The sequence below is a fragment of the Tenacibaculum piscium genome (assembly GCF_021390715.1).
In the GTDB taxonomy this organism is placed as follows: domain Bacteria; phylum Bacteroidota; class Bacteroidia; order Flavobacteriales; family Flavobacteriaceae; genus Polaribacter; species Polaribacter piscius.
Map to the genome: position 1 here is coordinate 113,085 of NZ_JAJGWT010000007.1, position 22,267 is coordinate 135,351.

Genomic DNA, 22,267 nt, shown 5'->3' on the forward strand with positions numbered 1-22,267 from the left:
ATGACAAAAAAAAATCAAATACAATTGAATGTATTTGATTTTCATTAATTATTTAAAATTCAGGAAAAATTTAGAAAAATACTCTTACAAATGGCGAAAATGCATTTGCGTAAATACTTTTATTTTCTTTGTGTAACACATTATATTGAACGCCAAAGGTAATTTTTCCTTGAATATAGGCAACGCCTAAATTTAAAGCAGGATAGCTATATTTTTCATCATTATTATTTTTGATGGTATTATTATTAAAATTTTTATTGATATAAGATTGTGATAATTCCGAAGAAAATTCGATATAATTGATAGGTCTGTATAAACCGATAATACTTACCGAATACATATTTGCAGTATAATTATTGCTTTTATTGTGTAAATATCCAAGGCTACCACCGATTGAAAACTCTTCATTAAAATCGTACACAGCACTTGGTGAAACACCAACAGAAGTATTATTACCTCCTAAACTTAAATCGAAGCTTCCTCCAAATCGTACCGTATCCCAGAAGCTATCTTCTTGAGAAAAGCTAGTCATTGCGAATAAAAAAAGAGCAATTGTTATTATTTTTTTCATAAAACTTAATTTTTTAATTTTTCAAATTTTCAATTTTAGTTATTCAAACTTAGTTAATTCTTTATAATTTTTATTTAATTTTCGGATTAATGTTCCGTAAATTATTCGATAAAAAATCCATAAAAACCCAAACATAACACTTAATAAAGTTACTGCTCCTATTATTAAAGTCATTGATAGCTGATTTTTATTGGTCGGAGGTGTTATTCCTTGATTTTTATAGTAAGCGATTAAGACATCTAAATCTGTAATAATACAATACAAGAGTACAATATAAACTAAAATCATATAGATTAAATTAAAATATACGTAGTATTTTACTGTTTTTCTGGTGTTTAAAATTTTCTTGATAAGAATTTTTGTAGTATCAGATATTGAAATAGAGGCATAATTTTTATAAAAAGCGTATAAAAAAATAGCGATAACGGTGTAATGAATATAATATGTAATATCAATTATCGTGGTTAAACCTAGTTCTTGATAAATTTTCAGGTATTTACTATTGGCAGTAAAAAGGTTTAAAATCAGCCAAAATAAAAACTCTAAAATTCCAATAATAAAAATCCATTTTACAATAGAAGACGACCTAGCATGTGCCATTTTATAAATAGCCGTTTTAGAAACGTTATTTGTTTCTTTCGACTGATTCCTCCACGCTTTTTTATATTTATCTAACTCCATTTGTTATGGGTTTAATACTTTTTTTAATTTATCTTTCGCTCTGTTCATTTTTACACGCGCGTTTACCTCACTAATTCCTAATGTTATCGATATTTCTTTGTAGGGTTTGTTTTCTAAATACAAGAATATAAGCGCTTTATCAATATCATTTAATTGATGAATTGCTTTATATAATTTTTCTAATTGTAATTCTTGGGTATCGTCATAATCTATCGCTTTGATTTTAAAATTATAGTCGGCAATATTTTGTGTTTTAACCGTTCTTGTAGATTTTCGATATAAAGAAATAGCAGTATTTAAAGCAACTCGATACATCCAAGTACTAAATTTAGCATCTCCTCTAAAAGTATTGTAGTTTTTCCATAGCTGAATAGTTATTTCTTGAAACAAATCGTTATGCGCTTCTTTATCTGTAGTGTATAATCTACATATTTTATGCACAATATTTTGATTTGCTTCAAAATCAGCTAAAAAATGATGTTCCTGTTCCTTTTTCACTAACGTGGATGCTTGGCTTATAAAATGTTAGTAGCTCAAAAATAAAATATGTTACAATTTTGTTACAATTTGTTGCCGTTTATTAGAGTTTGTTGCAAATTATCAGAAGTTATAATAAATTATTTTATAAAAAACCAACCATGACTTCCTGCAACAGCCCCTGCAGTTGTTAGTAGGCTTAGTATCAGTAAAAACCAATGGGCTTTATGAATAAAAGAAAATGTTTTCGTAGGATTTTTTTCAACATATTCTTTAAATATTTTATGTAAAATAAGCGGTTCGAGCACATATAAAATAAGTGTGAAAAGTACCCAAACGAGTGTCATTGCGTGTATCCACCAAAATTGATATTCTAAATATCGTTCCCATCCTTCTAGGGCGTATAACATATAAAATCCTGATAATCCAGTTAATAATGTTGTTACTTTTGCCTGTGTTGCAAAACGACCTTCGATTTGTTCGAATGTTTTTATTTGAGCATCTTTAGTTGTTAAATTTTTAACAGCAGGAATTATAACCGTAGTTACCATAGCGACTCCACCAATCCATAAAATAACAGAAATTACGTGAATTATTCGTGCAAATGTGAAGTATTCCATTTTTTTAAGAATAAAAATTGTTTATAGTTTTGTTTTATTATTGGTAAAATAATTATACTAAATTAAAAGATTCTTTAATTCCATCAATAATATTAGCAACTGCAACTGCTGTTAAAATCAATCCCATTACCCGACTAATTATACTAGCACCAGCATCACCAATTATTTTATGCACTTTTCCTGCTAATAATAATAGAATAAGCACAATGATAAGAACCATAATTAATATCAAACTTGACTGAAATTGTTCCCAAATACTAAATTCTGAATTTTTAGTTAATAATACCACAGCAAGCATCGCTCCAGGACTAGCAATTGACGGCATTGCTATTGGAAAAATAGCTGTTTCTGTAGTGCTTTTTATTGTTTTTATCTCCGATTCGGGTTTACTATCTCCAAATATCATAGATAGTGCAAAGAGGAAAAGAACAATTCCTCCAGCGATTTGAAAAGCAGAAAGTGGAATGTTAATCACATCAAGAATTAGTTCTCCTACTACAATAAAAAATAAAAGAATTAAGGCGGATACAAGAACAGCTTTAAAAGCAATTCTTCTTTTTTCTATTTCATTAAAATTAGTTGTTGCGGCAATAAATACAGGTATTGAACCGATAGGATCAATAACAGCAAAGAAAAAAATAAAAGTAGCAATAAATTCACTCATATATAGTATCTAATTTTTTATTTTGATTTATACAAATTTATACAAAGAAATTATAAGAAATTGGTTTTTACCAATCTCTATTTCCAGCTAATATTTCAATATCAGCATCATAGCCATATATTTTTGAGATATTTTGAAAGTCACACATTATTGATTCTCTAGCTACAGTTTCAATTTCACTTTCATTTTTGTAAAACTCTTCTTGAATTTCATTAAACTCTTCAGTATATTTTTCGCCTAATTTATATAAACTATCTAAATTATTTGGGTTTTTAAATTCAATTTCTCTACAAAAACTCAACAAAATATTTTTACATTTATCCACTAAGAAATTAGGGAAATAATTATCAGAATACATATCTTTTAAAAATATATATTCTTGTGCTTTTTTGTTTTTTAATTTTAGTGTTTCCATTATCTTTTTAAATTTTTTTATTCAAGGAGAATTATTTTTGTTTAAATTTCCACTGACTAACCTTTAAGTTTAATTCTTGTAACATTGATGGAGCTTCTGACATTGGTTGATTTTTAGAGTGAACTTTTAATATTACTTTAAGTTCATCGTTGCCATCATATTTTATTGAGTTAATTATAACTCTATCTCCTAAGAAATATTCATCAATTTGGCTAATATCTTTAGAAAGATAATCTATTTTAAACATTCCTAAATACTTAAAATATCCGCTTCCTTGGTTTGAGATAGAAAATGGAATCATTATATATGATATATTTTCTGGAGATTTATTAAGTGTAATAATCTCTATGTTATCGATAAATACAGTTCCTTTTTCATCTCCTTGCGTATAATTTCCTTTAGCAAAACGTAATGAATCGAATTCATTTATTTCACATTTTATATTGGTGTCAGGTATTTGGATATAGAAACTATTAGAGGTATTTAAATTAAACCATTTTAATAGAATTTCCGATTTATGTGTTTTTTCTATTTTGTTCCCATCAACATCGTATCCAGGTTGATTGGCTAAGTAATTAAATTTATAAATACCAGCGATTATCACGATAAGTATCACTAGTACGATACTAATTAGTATCCATTTTATTTTTTTATTCATATCTTTAATTTGTTGTTTGATTTTTTATATATCCAAGTACCTAGTAAATAAAATACTATTAAATAGCTAATTAGTAGTATACTTCCTAAAAATAATCCAATATTACCCATTGTCCAGGAGAAACCAAAAAAGTATATTCCAAGACTTTCAATCGGTTTAATCGAGATTCCTATATTTGATGGTTTACTAATAATATCAATTATTAATACAAATAAAAAGTATCCAACTAAAAGGCTTAAAAGTCCAAAAAACATCTTTTTTATCTTCATAGATTTATGTTTTAAAAATCACTTTTTAATTTACTGTAAACCTCTAAATCCGTGTAAATATTTCCAGAAAGTAATTCTCCATTATGTTCAATTCTCTCCAATTCAAATCCAAGTTTTTTAGGGATGTTTGAGCTTGCTCTATTTTTTACAGCACATTTTATTTCTATTTTATAAAATCCCTGTTCTTCAAAAGCAAAATCACAAAGCTTTTCTACGGATTTGCTCATAATTCCTTGTTTTTGAAATTTTTCAGAAAGCCAATAGCCAATTTCTGTTATTTTGGTTGTTTTGTTGGTGTTTTTTAATCCTATTAAACCAATAAATTGATTTTGTTTTCTAATTGTGAAAGTGTGTTCAAGTTTTTCTTGAGGTGCGTTAATAATTGAATTAACAAATTTTTCAGTGTCCTTGATTTCTTGTGTAAATGAAACGAATGGTAACCATTTACCTAAATATTCTCTTTGATTATTGATTGTATTAAAAATATCAGCAGAATCTGATAATTTTAAGAGTCTTAATTCGATATTTGAATCTATTTTAATTGTCATTTATTTCTTCTATTTATTCAAATCAATAAATTATATAGATGTTATAAACTAAGATAAACTAAGGGACATATTGATAACATCAGGTTTATAGTTTATTTTTTTGCTTTAATAACAAAGAATGAAAAAGCAATACGATAACTAAATAATTTTTTTCATATTCCTAAAAATAGGATTGAGCATTTAGGTCAAAAATATAATAATATGATTTAAAAACTGTTAAAAATGCTATGATTTAAGTTAAATTAAACATAAAATAGGTGAATTTAAATCAATTTAAGTTAAAAAAATATCAATACGTCCAGAGATGTCTCCAAGGTAAAGATATCCATTGTGTTCTTCGACTGAAGTTGCTTCTATTTATCTAGCATCAGAATTTTAAAGTTGATTAATTGTTTTTTCAATCTCCATTTGATAAACTTCATCAAATAATGCAACATAGCCATCAGAAGTTTTATATCCTTTTGTTACTAAATCTAATGCTATATCCAGATTTTTACGACCAACTAACGAATCATTAATTTCGATTTGAGCAAGACCTTTATAATAAAAAGATTCACTACTTTTATTCCACAATTTAATTGTTTTGTTATAGTATTCAATAGCTTTATTATAATTACCATTTTTTGTATTTTGAATTGAATATATGATATCCTGATGCACTAAAATTTTTTATTTTTTTTATTGATTTATCAATCATTTCATTTCCTTTCCTTCTAAATTATATCCAAACCATTGTATTTGGTTACCTATAATACAATTAATGATGTAATATGGTTTTGGTTTAATTACTATTAACAGTAAAATTAATATAGTAATTGTACTTAAAAATCCAAGTATGATTCGTTTAATCCATTTTATCATTTAGGTAGTATTTCTTTAATTTCTCCATTAATTAATTTGATTGCTATAAATTTGAATGAATTAATATTTTCATTGTCATCATTTGTACCAGGAATCCAATGGTCTAATTTTTTTGCAATGGAGATTGTTTGATTAACAATAGAATTATTTATCGTTGTTGATTTATAATTTATATCATTGAATGTGTTTATTGTTTCGTTTTGTGCGTTGGTTGTTAAGTGTCAGTAATTAGTTGTATAGGGTGTTGTGTTTTTCGTACTTTTATATATCTTTTTTCGATCCACTTACTATACTTGAAATAATTCCTTTTTGGTCAGTAAATTCTGCTATTAGTACACCAGCCAAATGTATTATAATAAAAGCGATCAGGTAGTAAATACTTAATACGTGTATTTCTTCCATTGACTTTTTAAATTCTTTTGGTCCTAATTCTATAATAAGTCCGGTAACAAGCGAAACAATCACACATAAATAAAATATAATGTATATCCATTTTTGAAACTTTATTTTTGTAGATAGGGTTTTATCAAGAGGATTTTGAATCTTCATATGTCCGAATGTAGGAAGTATCAAACGAATACTAAATAGTCCTACCAAAACATAACCAATGTAAATATGCCAATTCCACATTGGTTGTCTTATCTTTTTTGCTAAATTAATGAGTTGTTCTTCAGATAGAAACTGGTCTGTACCACTCAGGTAATCCTTTATTATCGCTGCCATATTATATTTATTCATCCACGTTAATCGTAAAAAAATTGTAATTAATAATAGCATAAATGAAACAGCAATTGTCCAATGAATTATTCGATATACTTTAGAATACTTTGTGTTTTCCATAATTTATTTTCCCATAATGATTATGCTTTATGAAGCATAACAGCGTTGTTTTATATTATTTGTTGCGGATTTCAAGTTCTAAATATAGTATATAAAAACAGGATAAAATCCCTTTAAATTCTACAAAGAATATTTTTCTAATTTGTGGATATTCTTCAGATTTTTATTAATTATCTAAATTTAAAAAATTAAATTGCTTCATTAACTGGTTCTGTTACTGGTTCTTGAAAATCACAAGGTACTTCTTGGAAACTATCTATAAAAGGCGATTCATTTCCATTTGGATTATTAGGATTATAATTAGGGTTTGATACGGGAAGGTTTACGCTTTTAGTACAATCGTCTTCACAACTGAAAAATAGAGTTAGAGTAATTGTTAAAATTAAAATTTTATTTATAGTTTTTATTAATTTCATTTTATTCTTTTTGAATTTAGTTTTCTATTTCAAAACAAAACTTGTTTTTGTGTTTTAGAGCCTGTTTAAAAATTTGGTTTTAATTTAATTTTTTCAAAAATTTAGTGATTTCACTTGGTTCGGCACGGTTTCTATAATCGACATCTAAAAACGCATATTCAATTTTACCATCTGTATTAATAATATAAGTTGCAGCTAATGGTAATTCATTGCTTGTATCTCCGTTATGTGAATTTAAATTAAATTTTTCATTATATTTTTTTGCTACATCTTTGGTGAGTTTAAATACCACACCATATTCTTTTGCAATTTTATTATGAATATCACTTAATACTTCAAATTCTAAATCGTGTTTTTCAGATGTATTTATTGATTCATCAGGTAATTCTGGAGTTAAAGCCAATAGATTTGCTCCTTCTGCTTTAAAATTAGGTAACTCTTCTTGTAAATGATGTAGTGTAAGGTTACAATAAGGGCACCAACCACCTCTATACCATATTAGTACAACAGGACCCTTATCTAAATAGCTTTTTAAAGAAACAGTTTCACCAAGGGCATTTTTAAGTTTGAAATCGGGAGCTATATCTCCAATATTTTTAGCAGATTCCAATATACCACTATTAATTACTGCATCTAAACCTTCTTTATACTTTTTTTTAGTTGTAGAATCTACTTGTTTATTAAAATTAACTTTACGTAGTTCGAGTTCTGCAGCTAAAGTAGGTTTTTGTTCTGTTTTCATTTTTGGATTGTTTAATGAAGTTGTAGTGTTTTTTTTATCTGAATTGTTTTTACAGCCTATGATTAGTAAAACAATTGTACCTATTATTAAAAGTGGTTTTATATTCATCATCATTTATTATTTAAGTGTTATTTTTTTTATATATAGAAGAATTTATCATAAATAAATTGATTACTGAGAAAATAATTTTTTATAATTTTTTAAATATTTGGTTTAAATAATTATTCAGTTGTTTTGGGCTAAAAACTTTCGTTGCAGCTGAAAACCCAAATTTTGAGATTAACAAATAATCTGCTTTAGCCTCAATTTCTGCTTCTTTAAAGCATTTTTCTTCTCTTAATTTATCAGCAAAAATATTTTTCAATTTTGTAGTGTTGGCTGCTAGTAGGTTTTTGATTTTAGGTACATCACTATTTTTTAGTTCGGTAGCAGTATTTCCTATAAAACATCCCTTAAAGTCTTTATTTTCTTTAGAAAATTCTAATGAATCTATAAAGTACTGTTTTATGGCTTCTATTCCGGTATTGCTGTTTATCATTTTGTGGAATAAACTATCTAGCTTTCTTCTATAACAGATGATACTTGCTTCTAATAAACCTTCTTTGCTACCAAAACTTGAATATATAGAAAACTTATTAATACCCATTTCTTTTTCAAGCATTTGCATTGAAGTAATTTCATAACCATTCCGCCAAAAAAGGTTCATTGCTTTTTCTGTCACCAAATCTTCGTTATATTCTTTTTTTCTCGGCATGCTTTTTAATTATAGTACAAATCTAAACAATCGGTTAGATATAAAAAACATTTTAACTTTTATTTTGAAAATTAATCGTATTTACTTTAAATTGAGAGGTATAGTTGTGGTTTGGGTTAATTAGGTATAGCGATTTTGTATATGATTTGTTGCGTATTTTAAGGAATTAATCGCTATTGGTGAATTATATATGGTGTTGTGTGTCGTTTTTTTTTCTTTGTTTATATTTTCTTTTTGTTCGGATTAATTTATATCTCAAATCGTTGTAAAATAAACTTGTCGATAAAATTATTGCTCCAAAAATTAGAGTGTTCAATTTCAAGTTAAGCCTTGAGTAGAGAAATCCAGCGATTATTCCACCAAGAAAGAAGGAGCAAATGATATAAATTCGTAGTTTTATAGTCGCTTTTATTTTTTCTCTATTCGGATGATATTTAGGAAATAATAGTTGCGATAGTTCAATTCCTAAATCGGTGAACAGTCCTGTCAGGTGTGTTGTTCTTACAACTGCATTTGAAATTTTTGTTACAAAAGAGTTTTGAAGTCCCATTGCAAAAAGTAGTAGACAAACAATTATATTAGGGTATTTTAATTCTCCTATATTACTTATTATTGAAATTGATACTAAAATGAAACATTCAATGATGGTTGGTAAAACAAAACCATTAAGTTTTTCACTTTCCTTAAATTTTTCGATTAGGAAGCTTGATAAAAAAGAACCAAATAGAAATGAAAAAATATAAAGAAAATAAACTGTTCCTTTCCATAATTCGAAATTTGCAACGTCACTAATAAAAAGAGCAAAATGACCAGTTACATTGGTTGTCAGTTGTTTGAAAGCTAAAAATCCTGTAATATTCACAATTCCAGCAACAAAAGACAAAATCGTAGCAATTCTAAAGTTTTGTTTTAAAGTTCTACTTTTACCTTGATGTCTAAACATTTTATTTCTATTTAGTGTATTACCTTGAAATAGGTTCTTCTTTTTATTGAATCTATAAGGCTAAAAATTCTAGATTTTTTTTATTTGATAGGAGTGATGTATTCGTTTTTCATTATGGTATTTCTTGCTTTTAGCGTTGGCTATTCTAATATTCCCGTGAAAATTGAAATATAATACAATCCAGTCAAAATAAAAACAACACCTGCAATTGTTCGCATTATTTTTTCAATTTTCGTAATTCTGTTGTAGAATACACCGACCTTTCCTGCTGTAAAAGCCAATAAATAAGTAAAAAGAATTACAGGTAATCCTGTTCCAAATGCGAATACAATGGGTAAATAGAGTCCGTTAGCTGATGCAATTGTCATAGGAATTAACATTCCAAAAAACAATGCTGCACTGTAAGGGCAAAATGCCAAAGCAAAAACAATACCTATCAAAAAAGAACCTAAAAGTCCTTTGTCTTTAAATTTTTCAGATAGTTTTTCTTGAAAATTTAATTCTCCTAAAAAATTTAGTTTGATAATACCTAGCATAATCAACCCAATGATTATCAATAATGGTCCTAAATATTTCTCTCCATTTTGATTTAAAAATCGAGCTATATGAAATTTACTTGCACCAAAATATAGTATCAAACCAATTACAGTATAACTAAATCCTCTACCCAAAGAATATAGCAATCCACTTAAAAATACTTTTCGTTTACTCGAAATGTTTTTAGAAATAAAAGCTGTTGCAGTTATGTTGGTCGCCAAAGGACACGGGCTAATAGCTGTCATTAGTCCGAGTATCAATGCTGATAAAATAGGAATATTATAATCCTCTAAAAGTGATTGCAAAAAATCCATTTAGAGCATTTTTAATTCTGCATTTATTTTGTCTTTCAATTCTTTAGAAAAAGCTTCTTGGTCATTCCCGTTCATAAAAGCAAAATCCGTTAGATTTATTTGAGTTTCTTTTCCGTTTTTAATTACGTTTAAGATTAAAGAAGTTCCTGATGCCTCAAATTTTTCGGCAATCTTTTCATTCTTCTTTTCATCTACATTGATAACCAGAAACGTAATCTTATTTTCTTTAAGTTCCTTTGCAAAATAAGTATTCAACGTGTATTTAGTGTTGGCTTCAATCGCATTGCAAGTCATACATCTATGAGTGGAATGAAAATCTAAAACTTCTATTTTTGAAACGGATTTATCTAATGAAGTTGTTTTGTTTTTATCTTGACCATTGCAAGATGTAAGTATTAATCCGATTGCTAAAACTGTAAAAAAATTGATTATTTTATTCATTTTTCTTTGATTTTATGTTTTATAATATGATGTTGAATAAATATCCTGAAATGATAATGCAAAGTGTAACAACTCCAAAAAAGATAGCAATTAGCTTTAGAGTCATTACTTTTTTTAATAACATAGCTTCTGGTAATGAAAGTCCAACAACTCCCATCATAAAAGCGATTGCAGTTCCTAATGGAATTCCTTTGGCAACTAATACCTGAACTACAGGAAGTATGCCTGATGCGTTTGAATACATTGGTACTGCTAAAATCGTAGCAATAGGAACAGCAAAAAGATTGTCTTTGTCCATATATTTCTCAAAAAATCCTTCTGGAATATAACCGTGCATAAGTCCACCAATAGCTATGCCTACAATTACATAAGGAATGATTCCTTTAAGAATTCTTATTACTTCTTCCCAAATAATTGATAAGCGTTTTTTAAAGGGTTGTTTTTCTTCTTGAAATATATTTTGTTCTCTTTGAGCGTTTTCTAAAACTTCTTTTACCCAAGGTGTTAAATAGGATTCTAATTTTAATTTTTGAAGAATTACACCAGAAATAGTTCCTAACAAAACACCACTAATCACATAAATTATGGTTGTTTTAATTCCAAACAAGCCAATAAAAAGTCCTATTGCAACTTCATTAACCAATGGCGAAGTAATCAAAAATGAAAAGGTTACACCTAACGGGATTCCACCTCTAACAAAACCAATAAATAACGGAACTGAAGAACAAGAGCAAAAAGGTGTTACCACACCAAAAAGACTTGCCATTAAGTATTCCAAACCGTATAATTTATTTCTTGACAAATAGTTTTTAACCTTGTCTATGGGAAAGTAGCTGTTAATGATTCCCATAAAAAAGATAACAACAAAAAGTAAAATTAGAATCTTTGTGGTGTCATAAATAAAGAAATTTAAAGCTTCTGCTAAATGTTGCCCTTTTTCTAAATTTAGAACGCTATAAACAAACCAATCTGCTATATTTTGTATCCAATCAAACATTTTCAATTGTATTAATAGTACCAGAAATTGAACAAGACAATTTTACGGTATTGTAAATAGTGCCAAACTTTTCAATATTCTTTTTAAGTAAATCAGGGTTCAATTTTTTATCGTTGCTGTAAATTGTCAAATTGTAAACGATATTTTCCATTCTTGGCGGATTTTCAAGACGTGTTGCATTGACTTCAATGTTCGCTTTTGAATAGGTAAATTTCATCATAGCCGAAAAACGTTCCACATTTTTCAGTATACAGGAAGCAAAAGAACCTAAGAATAATTCGGCAGGATTTGGTAAGGTTTCAGCAGATTTTGAAGTTGTGCCAAAATCTATATTCGTTTGTTTTATATGAACAATTGCATCCTGATTTGAAGTAGATGAGGCTTTGATATGGTAATTCATAGTTGAGGTGAATTAGTTTAAAAGAGCCAATACTTCGTCTTTTGAAGGCACTCTACCTTTTATTGTAATCACATCATCTATTACCAAAACTGGTGTTGTCATTACGTTAAATTTCATAATTTCCATTATATCCTCAATTTTTTCAATAGTTGCATCTATATTGTTTGCTGAAACTACATCTTTAACTACATCAGTCATTGATTGGCATTTTGGACATCCTGTCCCTAAAATTTTGATTACTTTAGTCATAATACTTGTATTTGTTTATCGTCAATAAACGATAGATTAGTTAAAAAAATATCAATTAAAAAATTGCTGAAATAATGTTTTTGCAATTTTCCAGTTTTCTTGATTGATACAGTACTTTATTTTTGGCGGTTTTAATTCTCCTTGAATTAAACCAGCCTTTTTTAATTCTTTTAAATGTTGTGAAACTGTTGATTGAGAAATCGGTAATACGTCAACTAAATCTCCAGTAAAACAACACGATCGATTTTCAAGATGTTTTAAAATAGCAATACGTGTAGGATGTGCTAAAGCTTTAGCAAATTTTGCCAATGTTTCGGTATCTTGCTTATATTCTATATGTTCTAAACTTCTTTTCATATTATTTACCACAAATCTAAGATAGATATTTAAAATGAAATGTGATAAAAGTCACATTTCACTTATTTTTTATAAATAGTATTTTTTCTTCAACCAAAAGGAAACTCGAACCAATAAAATCAATGCAGGAACTTCAACTAATGGACCAATAACTCCTGCAAATGCTTGACCAGAATTCAATCCGAAAACTGCAATTGCAACTGCAATCGCTAACTCAAAATTATTCCCCGTTGCTGTAAATGCTACTGAAGCTGTTTTGTCATATTCTGCTCCTGATGCTTTGGTTAAGAAAAAACCAATTATAAACATTACAATAAAATAAATAAGTAAAGGAACAGCAATAATCAAAACATCCATTGGTATTTCCACAATCAATTCTCCTTTTAGTGAAAACATAATTATAATTGTAAATAAAAGTGCAAGTAAGGTTATTGGTGAAATTGTCGGAATAAATTTATTTGTGTACCAGTTCTCGCCTTTTAGTTTTACTAAAATTAGTCTGCTTAAAATTCCCATTACAAACGGAATACCTAAATAAATAGCGACACTTTCTGCAATTGTTCCGATTGAAATATCTACAATTGCTCCTTTAAAACCAAAATAGGGCGGAAGAACTGTAATAAAAAGCCAAGCATAAAAACTGTAAGCAAATACTTGAAAAATACTATTTAATGCAACTAAACCTGCTCCATATTCGCTACTTCCTTCTGCGAGATCGTTCCAAACTAAAACCATTGCAATACAACGGGCTAAACCAATAAGAATTAGTCCGACCATATATTCTGGATAATCGCGTAAAAATGTAATTGCTAAAAAAAACATTAAAACAGGACCAATTATCCAATTAAGAATAAGTGAGATAGAAAGGATTTTTGTATCTCTAAAAACCTTTGGTAATAAAGCATAATTAACTTTTGCTAAAGGTGGATACATCATTAAAATCAAACCGATTGCAATCGGAATATTTGTAGTTCCACTATTAAAAGAGTTTATAATATTAGGAAACGTTGGAATAAAATATCCAAGTCCAACACCAAAAGCCATTGCAATAAATATCCAAAGCGTTAGATTTTTGTCAAGAAAACTTAATTTTTTTGAAGCCATTTTTTAAGAATTTATTTGAGAAAAAACGTAAAACATTTCAGTTGCTATTTGTACACTTCTTTCGTTGTATTTTTCTGCTTGTTGTGGTGTATTATCAAATGCTTTAGGATCTTCAAAAGTTATTGGAATACGTTTTTCTGCACCAGCAACAAATGGACAAGCTTCGTTTGCTGAATCGCAAGTCATAATTGCAATAAATTCAGACTTCGGGTTAAAATCATCATCCAATTTTTTTGAAAATCCTATTATTGGATGTTCGTTCTTAGAATACTTAATGCTGTAAATAGGATTCTCGTTTTTTGAAATTTTGCTTATTTGGAAACCTGAATTTTGTAAAGTTTCTGAAACTATTGGAAAAAGTGCTGTTGCCTCTGTTCCTCCAGAATAACAAAAAACGTTTTTAATATTGAAGTAACTTGCCATTGCTTGTGCCCAAACTTGCGATAAATGACTTCTTCGAGAATTGTGAGTACAAATGAAATTGATGCGAATTTCTTTCTTTTCAGAAACCTTTGACTCAATAAAATCAGTTAGCGGTTTTAAAACCTCTTTTCGTTCATTTGAAATTGTTTGAGGGTTTAATTCTTTCACTAAATTTTCTATTTCTAAAAATAGATTTTGTTTCATTGTTCCCATTTTTTTTATAAAATTTTAATTTGTTTATTCCGTCAAAATCAAGTCTAAAACCCCGAACTATCTTCCTTGCTTTGAGTTCCACCACAATCGATAAAATGTTTTGTTGTTTTACCAACTTCTGTAACATGAAAGTGATTTGGAACTAATGCTTTTAATACTGATTTTATTTGTGATAATTTCACACTTTTATTTGTTTATTGCTATTATACGATTAATAGGTTTAATTTTTTTAACAGCAATCTTGTTTTTCTGTTAAATCTTGATTTAAAAATTTGTTCATTACTGTTTTCATTGCCGTCCAATTTTCTGTATGAATACAGTAACAAACACTTGTTCCTTCTACATTTCCTTTAATTAAGCCTAAATGTTTCAGTTCTTTCAAATGTTGTGAGATTGTTGGTTGCGCTAATCCAATTTCATTTACCAAATCTCCGCAAACACAAGAGTTAATCTTAAATAAATGTTGTAAAATTGCTACTCTTGCAGGATGTCCGAATACTTTCGCAAAAAGAGAAATTTCATTTTGTTGGTCGGTAAACATTTCAGTTTTAGTTAATCCCATTTTTACCCTTCATTTGTTTATTGCAATATTACGATTAATAGAGTTACTAAAAAAATATTTTAATATTTTTTTAGTAACAACTTTTATTTTCAATATAAAAATTAGCTCCTCAAGCTAAACAAGCCTAATCTATTTCTAAACCTTGAATATCAAACTTCTTGCACCTGAAGAAGCGATATTTTTTTTAATACTTCCACCATAAAAAGAAACCATCAACTTGAGTGCTTAAAGGTATTTTATTTTCGTTTACCATTTTTGATTTATCATTCCACCAACCTTTTTGTAGTTTGTTTTTTGAAATGCTGAAGCTTGCATTTATTTCATCTACAGTTAATACAATGTGTTCTCTTGTTGGCACAATTTCGTTGATTGTATATGCTTTTTTTATATCGCCATAAGTAGATTTAACATTAATGCCCTTATTCGTTTTAAAGAATGGGCTATTAACCAAAATTCTATTAATTTTTTGCTCTGTTTTAGCAGTGTCTTTTGGTGTTAATGTATAAAGGAGTTTGTGGTTTTGAGTGAATATTTCATAATCATCATAAATATCTCCAATATATTCTCCAGAACCTACTTTTTTATGAACTTGAGCAAATGGTACTGTGTGTAATACCTCATTTATAGAAGTTTGACTGTTAAAAACCCCAATATTATTACTGGTAATAGTATTTTTAAAATATTTCCCTGCCAAAGAAGCACCGCCTCCGCAATAGCTCATCATAGAAAAACGTTCTTCGAAATTAGGAGTAAAGACTTCTACACCTAAATTGTCATGAGATGGAGCAATATACATTAGTATTTCTTTATCTTTTTTATTAGCGATATTTACCCAAAGTGTATCTTTTTTAATTTTCCCAATACCAGATAATTGACACCCTGCTCTGTCTTTCACCTTTGATGCCGAAAAGTTTACTTCATAATTTTTTCCTTTTTGCAAGAGAGAAAGTGTTTGTTTATAATCATCTTCTAACTCGTAATAGGTTTCGTATTTTCCTTGGTAGATAAATTTTCGTTGTTTTTTTAGTTGATAATGTTTAGCTAATTTACCTGTATTTGGTTTTAAATTTTCATCTAAAAAAATTAGTGAACTCTCTCCAACTAAAAAGTGTTTAGGTTTACGATTTTCTTTAATAGTTAACACATTTTCATTAACGGAATAACTTCCTTTATGTACAGAGCACCCATCTTTTTTGTTTATATTAATCGTTTCATAGATAAAGGTTTTATCGTGACCTAACGTTAGAGTAGCTTTAATTCCACTGCAATCGGCACATGGCAAAGTACCTTTGTAAACACCTTGGTAATCCAGGGCATACTCTGCAGAATGTTCATCGATTACTGTTTTTTTATTTTTGTTTGATTGACAAGCATTAAACAGTAATACAGTTACTAATATATACAATAGTTTATTCATAGCTTTATAATTTTTTATTCTGGAATACTTGACATCAAAAATCGAGCCCAAAAAGCAATATTTAAAAGTATAATTATAAGATACCTAAACTTTATTACTCGTTCAGGAATTAGAGTACTAATTAGCGATAGTACTAAGACTCCAAGTAATTCAATAATATTTGAAATACTTTGTGCTCCAAATCTTAATGCTGTTAAACCTATCCAAAAAAGTGATGGAAGGAAAATAATGCTGAGGTTTTTTTGTGTTTTATTCATTGTTGTAGTTTGTATATTTCTTAACTTATACCTAAGGTTTCTTGTGTGCTGGAGTACATATTTTAACATATCGACACCCAGTAATGATTTCCATATTTGCTTAATTCTACAAACGTTATAAATTCAGGGATTTAGTAATAATTCAGTCAATTTTATTTTCAGATTTTGCGTGAATTCAAGCTTGAATGGTACATTATTTTTAATACAGTTAGTTTTTAGCATTGATATAGCGTTGTTGTGCTTCAGTTATTGCTAATTTAGACTTTAAAAACTAGAAATTTATGAATTTGTCTTAATCTCAATAAATGAATTAGGTCTAAGAATTATTTTGTTACTTTGATTTTTTGAAATAACCAACTATATGTTTTTTATTATTGGAATTTTTATAGCTATTTTCCTTTCACTTCTTTTATTAATGAAAGCTAAAAAATCACGTGCAGATAAAATTCTTTTTGTCTGGCTCATTTTAATTTCTTTACTTCAAATATTTCGATATTTTCTAGAGTCTGGTTATTTTTTTGAACACCCAAATTGGCTTGGAGTTGAGCTAGTATTACCAGTTTTACATGGTGTTTTGTTATATATGTATGTTATTGAAATTACTGGAAATACCATTAGAAAAAAAAGTACTGTATTTCTGCATTTTATTCCTTCTATCATTTTAGTCGTATTAATAATCCCTTTTTTTCAATTAACGACCGAACAGAAAATACTTGTTTATCAAAATAATGGAGAAGGTTTTGAGTGGTTTGTATTAATAGAAGGATTAACAGTTGTTATCTCTGGTTTGACTTATTCTATTTGGTCTTTGATAATTATAAATAGACATCAAAAAAACTTAGAAAATATATTTTCGAATAAAGAAAAAAAGAAATTACAGTGGTTAAAAATCTTATCCATAGCTAATGGTGTTATATTCATGTTAGCTCTTTTTTTTGAGACAAATGTCACTTACACAGCAATAGTGCTCTTAGTTTTGTTCATTGGATTTTTTGGAATTAACCAATTAAATATTTTTTATTCTAATACATTAGATAAGGAGCTACTTATAGAAAATAAAAAAGTAAAAAAGCAAGAAGTTTCTAGAAAAAGTGTTTCAAGAAAAAAGTATGCTAAGTCTGGTTTAACTAAAAATAATGTTTTGGAGATTTATATTGCACTCAAAGAGTTGATGGATAACAAATCATATTATAAAAATTCAGAACTCACTTTAGTAGAATTAGCTAAAATTTTAGATGTACATCCTAATTATTTATCGCAAGTCATTAACGAGGTTGAAGGAAAAAATTTTCATAACTACATTAACGGTCTTCGAATAAAAGAGTTTATTAAGTTAGCATCTATAAAAGAAAATAAAAAATACACAATAATTTCTCTAGCTTATGATTGTGGTTTTAATACAAAATCTACATTCAATAAGAATTTTAAACTACAGACAGGAAAAACACCAACAGAATTTTTCAATTCTTAACTTTTTTTGTAAATATTTTATTTCCCTTGTAAAAGTATACTACTTATATTATAAATGTAATTCTCTATAAAACACAGAAAAACCAATGGTTCTTTAGTAAGAACTTGTAAGCACGTACTTTTTACTTAAATACTAAGCCTTTTGATATTAAAAACGAGTACATCTTTGTGAGAAAATTATGTGCAATGAAATAATTCATTCGCTAACAAATAAAAATATAAAAATGAAAACAATGAAATTTTATTTATTTATTACGGTTTTTAGTATGCTTTTAGCATTGAATTCATGTAGTCTTGGTGACGACGATAATAATATTGTTGAAAGAAATGATGATGATGGAGACGGTGTTGTAAATGTTATTGATAAATGTGCGCATACACCTGAAGGAGTAGAGGTTGATGCTGTTGGCTGTCCTGTTAAAGAGGATTAATATTTTATAGAGGTTTTATTTATTCTAAATAGACCTTATTGTGCTGAATCAAGATAATACTTTAATTTTGATTCAGCACGATTTTTATTCCGAATTCTAATAACCGTTAAAAGATTGTATTATACTGATATAGGTTGACCTTTTTTTAGATTAATTTATATCGTTCAAATTATTTTTTTAGCGGTTTATAATGCAAAAAATAATTTGAACTAGCTTTGTTTTTAAATTGTTAGTTCATGTAAATTTACATTATTTCTTCGATATGATTTATATTTTATATTCGGATTTAAATGTACTTCCGCAGGTTTTCTTAAATTTAGGCTAAAATGTGTTCTTAAATTATTGTATATATCTACCGCTTGTTTTGTGATTTCTTGAGCAATAGCTGTGTTTTTAATTATTTCTTTTAAAGCATATTCGTACTTTAAAGTTCTGTTGATTCTTTCAGCAATAGCATTTTCGTACGGATCATATTGTTCCGTCATACTCATTATAATTCCGTTACTTTCAGCAAACTCAGTGTATTTAGGATTACAATATTGGAATCCTCTGTCAGAATGATGGATAAGTTTTTCATGAGGGTATTCCCTATTTTTAATAGCCATATCGAGCGCATCGGTACAAAGTGATGTCTTCATGTGGTTATCGAGTTTATATCCCATAATTTTCTTGGAATAGGCATCAGTAACGATTGCTAAGTAATTGTGTCCATTTTCAGTTTTGATGTATGTAATATCAGCTACCCAAAGTTGCTCTGGTCGAGTAGGAACGTGGTCTTTTACAATGTTTTTATATTTTCTAAAAAGATGTTTTGAATTTGTTGTTGTTACATAGTTTTTTCTTTTAGGAATAAGTAAGTTATGAAGCCTTAAAAATCGATAAAACTTATCTCTACCTATGTTAATATTCTGATTAACCATGTCATTTTTCAATTCGGTATAGAGTTTAATCCCTCCAGTTTTAGAACCTACAGTTTTACGATATTTTTGCACCATTTTAATTAGTTTTTTATCATTTAACTAGTTTGTTTTCTTGTTTTTTAATTCTTTTGTAGAAGGCTTGTTTACTAATCCCAAAACACTGATAGAACCATTTTCTTTTAAAATATTTTTCTTCTTTATTTCTATCTCTTTTGCTAATGTTTCGGGCAACGACTTTTTTGACATATCGACTCCAGTAATGATTTCCATATCCGCAATAATATCTTGCTGAAAGTCTTTTACAAACTCCAGTTCTTCAATTCGTTCCTTTAGTTTTTTAATTTCATCTAATTTACTCATACCATTATTTTGTTGAGCTAAGGTAGTATATTTTCTAATCCAATATGAAATAGTAGTTCTAGGAACATCATATTTTTTGGCAGCAAAGTTTGTAGAGATTTGACCATTTTGAATTTGGTCAACGATGAATAATTTGAGTTCTAATGTTACTTTTTCGTACGTTTTTTTTCGCCAGGGTTGTTTTTGTAATTTCATAAGTGACTATCAATAATTGATGAATTTTTAGTCAACCTATTTCAGTAAAGTTCAGCGTTTTAATGTTTTACAACGTTGTTGTATATGGTTTGTTGCGTATTTCGAGCAACTAATTTAGTAAATAAAAAAGGAATAGAAAATCCCCTAAGGATTTTCGTAAGTAGGTTCGCACTAGCAATAAATTATATATGGTGTTGTACACCGTTTTTATCTTCCGTGATATTCCATATTTGGTAAAGTTCCATCGTTCTTTAAATACTTATCAAACCACTTTAGAACATGTTCATTGACTTCTTCTTTATGTTCAGAAATTCCGTGGTCGCCACCTTCAAACATTATGAGTCTGTACGTAACTCTATTCTTTTCAAATTCCAACGCTAGATTTAAGCTTTGTTCTGGTTTTACTCGCCAATCAGAATTTCCGTGTAACATTAAAATTGGAACATCTTTTGGAAATTTGTCAGCCCATTTTATTGCAGACCTTTTTTCTAATTCAGCATTTTTATTGTCAGCATAGTTTGGAATAAGTTCTGATAAAACACTAGTTTCCATTTCAGGTCGGTCTTTAATACAACTAAAACTATCAGAAACTGCTCCTCCAACTACAACTGCTTTTATCTTGTCAGATTTAGTTAATGCTATATAAGTCATCATTCCACCACGACTCCAACCATACATTCCAATTTTACTCGTGTCAGCATCTTCTATTTCTTGCAAGACTTCCGTTAGAATTGTTACATCATTAACATCTTTTCCTCCAAATTCTTCTTGTCCTTCGCTTCCCCCATTTCCACGATATTGACTTGCAATTACAACATAACCTTCTTTTGCAATTTGACCAAGTGTAATTGCTCCGTGAACAATTTTAAGTGAGCCAAAATTCCTATTTCCACCACGATTATATATTACACAAGGATATTTTCCTTTTTTCTTTGGCTTAACCATAAACCCATTTATTTTCAAACCATCGCTTAAATAACTGATTCCATAAATTTCAATGCTATCTAAATATTTGAAATCTTCTTTCCATTCAGTTTGTCCATTTACTTCTTCTGTTAATCTTGGAAAAATTGGTGTTTCTGATAAATCAGATATTAATTTTTGACTAAGTAGAAGTTTCGTTTCTTGGGCTTCACAATTCGTAAATATTAATAAAAAAGCAAATATTGTAATGTATTTCATAGTTTTCTCAAATGGTGTACAACGTTGTTGTATATGGTTTGTTGCGTGATTCGGGACTAAATTTAGTAAAAAAAATCGGAATAGAAAATCCCCCAAGGGATTTTCGTAAGTAGGCTAGTACTAGCAATTAATTATATACGTTGTTGTAAATAGTAGCTTTTTGTTTATTCCTAACTTTGATTATTAAATTACTATTCAAAAAACCGATAAAATTTAAAATTCTACAAACGAGTTAAAAAACATTTCAAAACTCTTTTTTAAAAACTAGAAATATTCTCAATTTTTTCTTCTTTTTCTTAAWTTWTTTTTGATTCAGATTCTACAAACGAGTTAAAAATATTTCAAAACACTTTCTTGAAAACTAGAAATATTCTCAATTTTTTCTTCTTTTTCTTAAATTTTTTTTGATTCAGATTTTACAAACGAGTTAAAAACATTTCAGAACTTTTTCTTGAAAACTAGAAATATTCTTAATTATTTTTCTTTCTTAAAATAGTTTTATTTAAAAGATTACAAATGAATTAATGTTTTTATTTATTTGAAAATCAATTATTTATTTTATTTTGGTTAGTTTTTTTTGCTATTATTTACAACGGTTTGTATATGAAAAGTGCTGTTTTGTGTGCGAGGATTTTCCGCAGGAAAATCAGATGTAGCAAAACGGCACTGACTTTTGTATTATGACCAAATTAAGCATTTTTTATATACGTTGTTGTAAGTAGTTTGTTTTTTTTTCAGTTTATAATTCTGATTTAACTTTCTATTTCTTAATTCAACATTTGAGTAATTTCGACAAGTTTTTAATTCAGATTTTACGTGATTTTTGAATTCTTATTTTCTGTATTTTTCTCAATTCTACAAACGTTATAAATTCAGATTTTACATAATAATTCGGTCATTTTTATTTTCAGATTTCGCATAAATTTTGCAATTCCTATTCTGTATTTTTCTCAATTCTATAAGCGTTATAAATTCATAT

29 protein-coding genes and 1 pseudogene are annotated in these 22,267 nt (G+C 27.9%); 2 read left to right on the forward strand and 28 right to left on the reverse strand.

Annotation, left to right across the window (positions count from 1 at the left end; translation table 11 throughout):
* Positions 1-70: 70 nt before the first annotated feature.
* The 25 genes and pseudogenes from L0U77_RS08400 to L0U77_RS08520 all read right to left on the reverse strand — a co-directional run bounded on the left by L0U77_RS08400 (position 71) and on the right by L0U77_RS08520 (position 16,473).
* A complete protein-coding gene (locus L0U77_RS08400; protein ID WP_233861842.1) occupies positions 71-571 on the reverse strand; it encodes a hypothetical protein in 501 nt (166 codons plus the stop codon).
* A 39-nt stretch (positions 572-610) separates the two neighbouring features.
* Entirely contained in the window at positions 611-1,252 is a 642-nt protein-coding gene (locus tag L0U77_RS08405; protein ID WP_233884982.1) for a hypothetical protein, read from the reverse strand.
* Positions 1,253-1,255: 3 nt separating this feature from the next.
* Positions 1,256-1,750, reverse strand: coding sequence for an RNA polymerase sigma factor (locus L0U77_RS08410; protein WP_101917088.1), 495 nt, complete (start codon positions 1,748-1,750; stop codon positions 1,256-1,258).
* 119 nt (positions 1,751-1,869) lie between these two features.
* A complete protein-coding gene (locus tag L0U77_RS08415) occupies positions 1,870-2,349 on the reverse strand; it encodes a hypothetical protein (RefSeq protein ID WP_233897198.1) in 480 nt (159 codons plus the stop codon).
* Between the two features lie 52 nt (positions 2,350-2,401).
* Complete coding sequence (locus L0U77_RS08420) at positions 2,402-3,013, reverse strand: MarC family protein (protein ID WP_101917087.1); 612 nt, start codon at positions 3,011-3,013, stop codon at positions 2,402-2,404.
* 67 nt (positions 3,014-3,080) lie between these two features.
* On the reverse strand, positions 3,081-3,428 hold the full coding sequence (locus L0U77_RS08425) for a DUF5713 family protein (protein WP_233884983.1): 348 nt from the start codon (positions 3,426-3,428) through the stop codon (positions 3,081-3,083).
* A 31-nt stretch (positions 3,429-3,459) separates the two neighbouring features.
* Positions 3,460-4,086, reverse strand: coding sequence for a hypothetical protein (locus L0U77_RS08430; protein WP_233897199.1), 627 nt, complete (start codon positions 4,084-4,086; stop codon positions 3,460-3,462).
* A 280-nt stretch (positions 4,087-4,366) separates the two neighbouring features.
* Positions 4,367-4,903 carry a GNAT family N-acetyltransferase gene (locus tag L0U77_RS08435; RefSeq protein WP_193706506.1) on the reverse strand — a complete coding sequence of 179 codons (537 nt, stop codon included), beginning with the start codon at positions 4,901-4,903 and terminating at the stop codon, positions 4,367-4,369.
* Between the two features lie 375 nt (positions 4,904-5,278).
* On the reverse strand, positions 5,279-5,563 hold the full coding sequence (locus tag L0U77_RS08440) for a hypothetical protein (RefSeq protein WP_233897200.1): 285 nt from the start codon (positions 5,561-5,563) through the stop codon (positions 5,279-5,281).
* A 462-nt stretch (positions 5,564-6,025) separates the two neighbouring features.
* Positions 6,026-6,604 (reverse strand): cytochrome b/b6 domain-containing protein, encoded by a 579-nt coding sequence (locus L0U77_RS08445; RefSeq protein WP_233897201.1) that lies wholly within the window; start codon positions 6,602-6,604, stop codon positions 6,026-6,028.
* 188 nt (positions 6,605-6,792) lie between these two features.
* On the reverse strand, positions 6,793-7,020 hold the full coding sequence (locus tag L0U77_RS08450) for a hypothetical protein (protein WP_101917080.1): 228 nt from the start codon (positions 7,018-7,020) through the stop codon (positions 6,793-6,795).
* Between the two features lie 79 nt (positions 7,021-7,099).
* Positions 7,100-7,762, reverse strand: a complete 663-nt coding sequence (locus tag L0U77_RS08455) for a peroxiredoxin-like family protein (protein ID WP_233901019.1) — start codon at positions 7,760-7,762, stop codon at positions 7,100-7,102.
* 190 nt (positions 7,763-7,952) lie between these two features.
* Positions 7,953-8,516 (reverse strand): TetR/AcrR family transcriptional regulator, encoded by a 564-nt coding sequence (locus L0U77_RS08460; RefSeq protein WP_101917079.1) that lies wholly within the window; start codon positions 8,514-8,516, stop codon positions 7,953-7,955.
* 184 nt (positions 8,517-8,700) lie between these two features.
* Positions 8,701-9,459 carry a YoaK family protein gene (locus tag L0U77_RS08465; protein ID WP_233884996.1) on the reverse strand — a complete coding sequence of 253 codons (759 nt, stop codon included), beginning with the start codon at positions 9,457-9,459 and terminating at the stop codon, positions 8,701-8,703.
* Positions 9,460-9,599: 140 nt separating this feature from the next.
* Entirely contained in the window at positions 9,600-10,310 is a 711-nt protein-coding gene (locus L0U77_RS08470) for an aromatic aminobenezylarsenical efflux permease ArsG family transporter (protein WP_233884997.1), read from the reverse strand.
* Positions 10,311-10,751, reverse strand: coding sequence for a nitrophenyl compound nitroreductase subunit ArsF family protein (locus tag L0U77_RS08475; RefSeq protein ID WP_233897203.1), 441 nt, complete (start codon positions 10,749-10,751; stop codon positions 10,311-10,313).
* A gap of 19 nt (positions 10,752-10,770) precedes the next feature.
* Positions 10,771-11,748 carry a permease gene (locus tag L0U77_RS08480; protein WP_193700388.1) on the reverse strand — a complete coding sequence of 326 codons (978 nt, stop codon included), beginning with the start codon at positions 11,746-11,748 and terminating at the stop codon, positions 10,771-10,773.
* Positions 11,741-12,148, reverse strand: coding sequence for an OsmC family protein (locus L0U77_RS08485; RefSeq protein WP_233885000.1), 408 nt, complete (start codon positions 12,146-12,148; stop codon positions 11,741-11,743). Before L0U77_RS08485 ends, L0U77_RS08480 begins: the two co-directional genes overlap by 8 nt.
* A 12-nt stretch (positions 12,149-12,160) precedes the next feature.
* A complete protein-coding gene (locus L0U77_RS08490; RefSeq protein ID WP_233885007.1) occupies positions 12,161-12,397 on the reverse strand; it encodes a thioredoxin family protein in 237 nt (78 codons plus the stop codon).
* A 51-nt stretch (positions 12,398-12,448) separates the two neighbouring features.
* Positions 12,449-12,754, reverse strand: coding sequence for an ArsR/SmtB family transcription factor (locus L0U77_RS08495; RefSeq protein WP_101917076.1), 306 nt, complete (start codon positions 12,752-12,754; stop codon positions 12,449-12,451).
* Positions 12,755-12,823: 69 nt separating this feature from the next.
* Positions 12,824-13,858 carry an ACR3 family arsenite efflux transporter gene (arsB, locus tag L0U77_RS08500; protein WP_193700390.1) on the reverse strand — a complete coding sequence of 345 codons (1,035 nt, stop codon included), beginning with the start codon at positions 13,856-13,858 and terminating at the stop codon, positions 12,824-12,826.
* A 3-nt stretch (positions 13,859-13,861) separates the two neighbouring features.
* The gene (locus L0U77_RS08505; RefSeq protein WP_233897204.1) at positions 13,862-14,494 is read right to left on the reverse strand and encodes a low molecular weight phosphatase family protein; all 633 of its coding nucleotides are present in this window, start codon (positions 14,492-14,494) and stop codon (positions 13,862-13,864) included.
* Between the two features lie 47 nt (positions 14,495-14,541).
* A pseudogene (locus L0U77_RS11940) lies at positions 14,542-14,676 on the reverse strand (DUF6428 family protein); the annotation flags it as partial.
* Between the two features lie 47 nt (positions 14,677-14,723).
* Positions 14,724-15,056, reverse strand: coding sequence for an ArsR/SmtB family transcription factor (locus tag L0U77_RS08515; RefSeq protein WP_101917073.1), 333 nt, complete (start codon positions 15,054-15,056; stop codon positions 14,724-14,726).
* Between the two features lie 184 nt (positions 15,057-15,240).
* Positions 15,241-16,473, reverse strand: a complete 1,233-nt coding sequence (locus L0U77_RS08520; protein WP_233897205.1) for a copper resistance protein NlpE — start codon at positions 16,471-16,473, stop codon at positions 15,241-15,243.
* Between the two features lie 618 nt (positions 16,474-17,091).
* On the opposite strand from L0U77_RS08520, the gene L0U77_RS08525 reads away from it, so the two are divergent.
* Both L0U77_RS08525 and L0U77_RS08530 read left to right on the forward strand, forming a co-directional pair.
* Positions 17,092-18,201, forward strand: a complete 1,110-nt coding sequence (locus L0U77_RS08525; protein WP_233897206.1) for a helix-turn-helix domain-containing protein — start codon at positions 17,092-17,094, stop codon at positions 18,199-18,201.
* Between the two features lie 223 nt (positions 18,202-18,424).
* On the forward strand, positions 18,425-18,631 hold the full coding sequence (locus L0U77_RS08530; protein WP_233901020.1) for a hypothetical protein: 207 nt from the start codon (positions 18,425-18,427) through the stop codon (positions 18,629-18,631).
* Between the two features lie 221 nt (positions 18,632-18,852).
* Here the strand turns inward: L0U77_RS08530 and L0U77_RS08535 are convergent, their stop codons facing one another.
* The 3 genes from L0U77_RS08535 to L0U77_RS08545 form a co-directional block, all read right to left on the reverse strand.
* The gene (locus tag L0U77_RS08535; RefSeq protein WP_338126518.1) at positions 18,853-19,632 is read right to left on the reverse strand and encodes an IS3 family transposase; all 780 of its coding nucleotides are present in this window, start codon (positions 19,630-19,632) and stop codon (positions 18,853-18,855) included.
* 18 nt (positions 19,633-19,650) lie between these two features.
* On the reverse strand, positions 19,651-20,106 hold the full coding sequence (locus L0U77_RS08540; RefSeq protein ID WP_233901022.1) for a helix-turn-helix domain-containing protein: 456 nt from the start codon (positions 20,104-20,106) through the stop codon (positions 19,651-19,653).
* A 207-nt stretch (positions 20,107-20,313) separates the two neighbouring features.
* Entirely contained in the window at positions 20,314-21,288 is a 975-nt protein-coding gene (locus tag L0U77_RS08545; protein WP_101931880.1) for an alpha/beta hydrolase family protein, read from the reverse strand.
* Positions 21,289-22,267 lie beyond the last annotated feature (979 nt).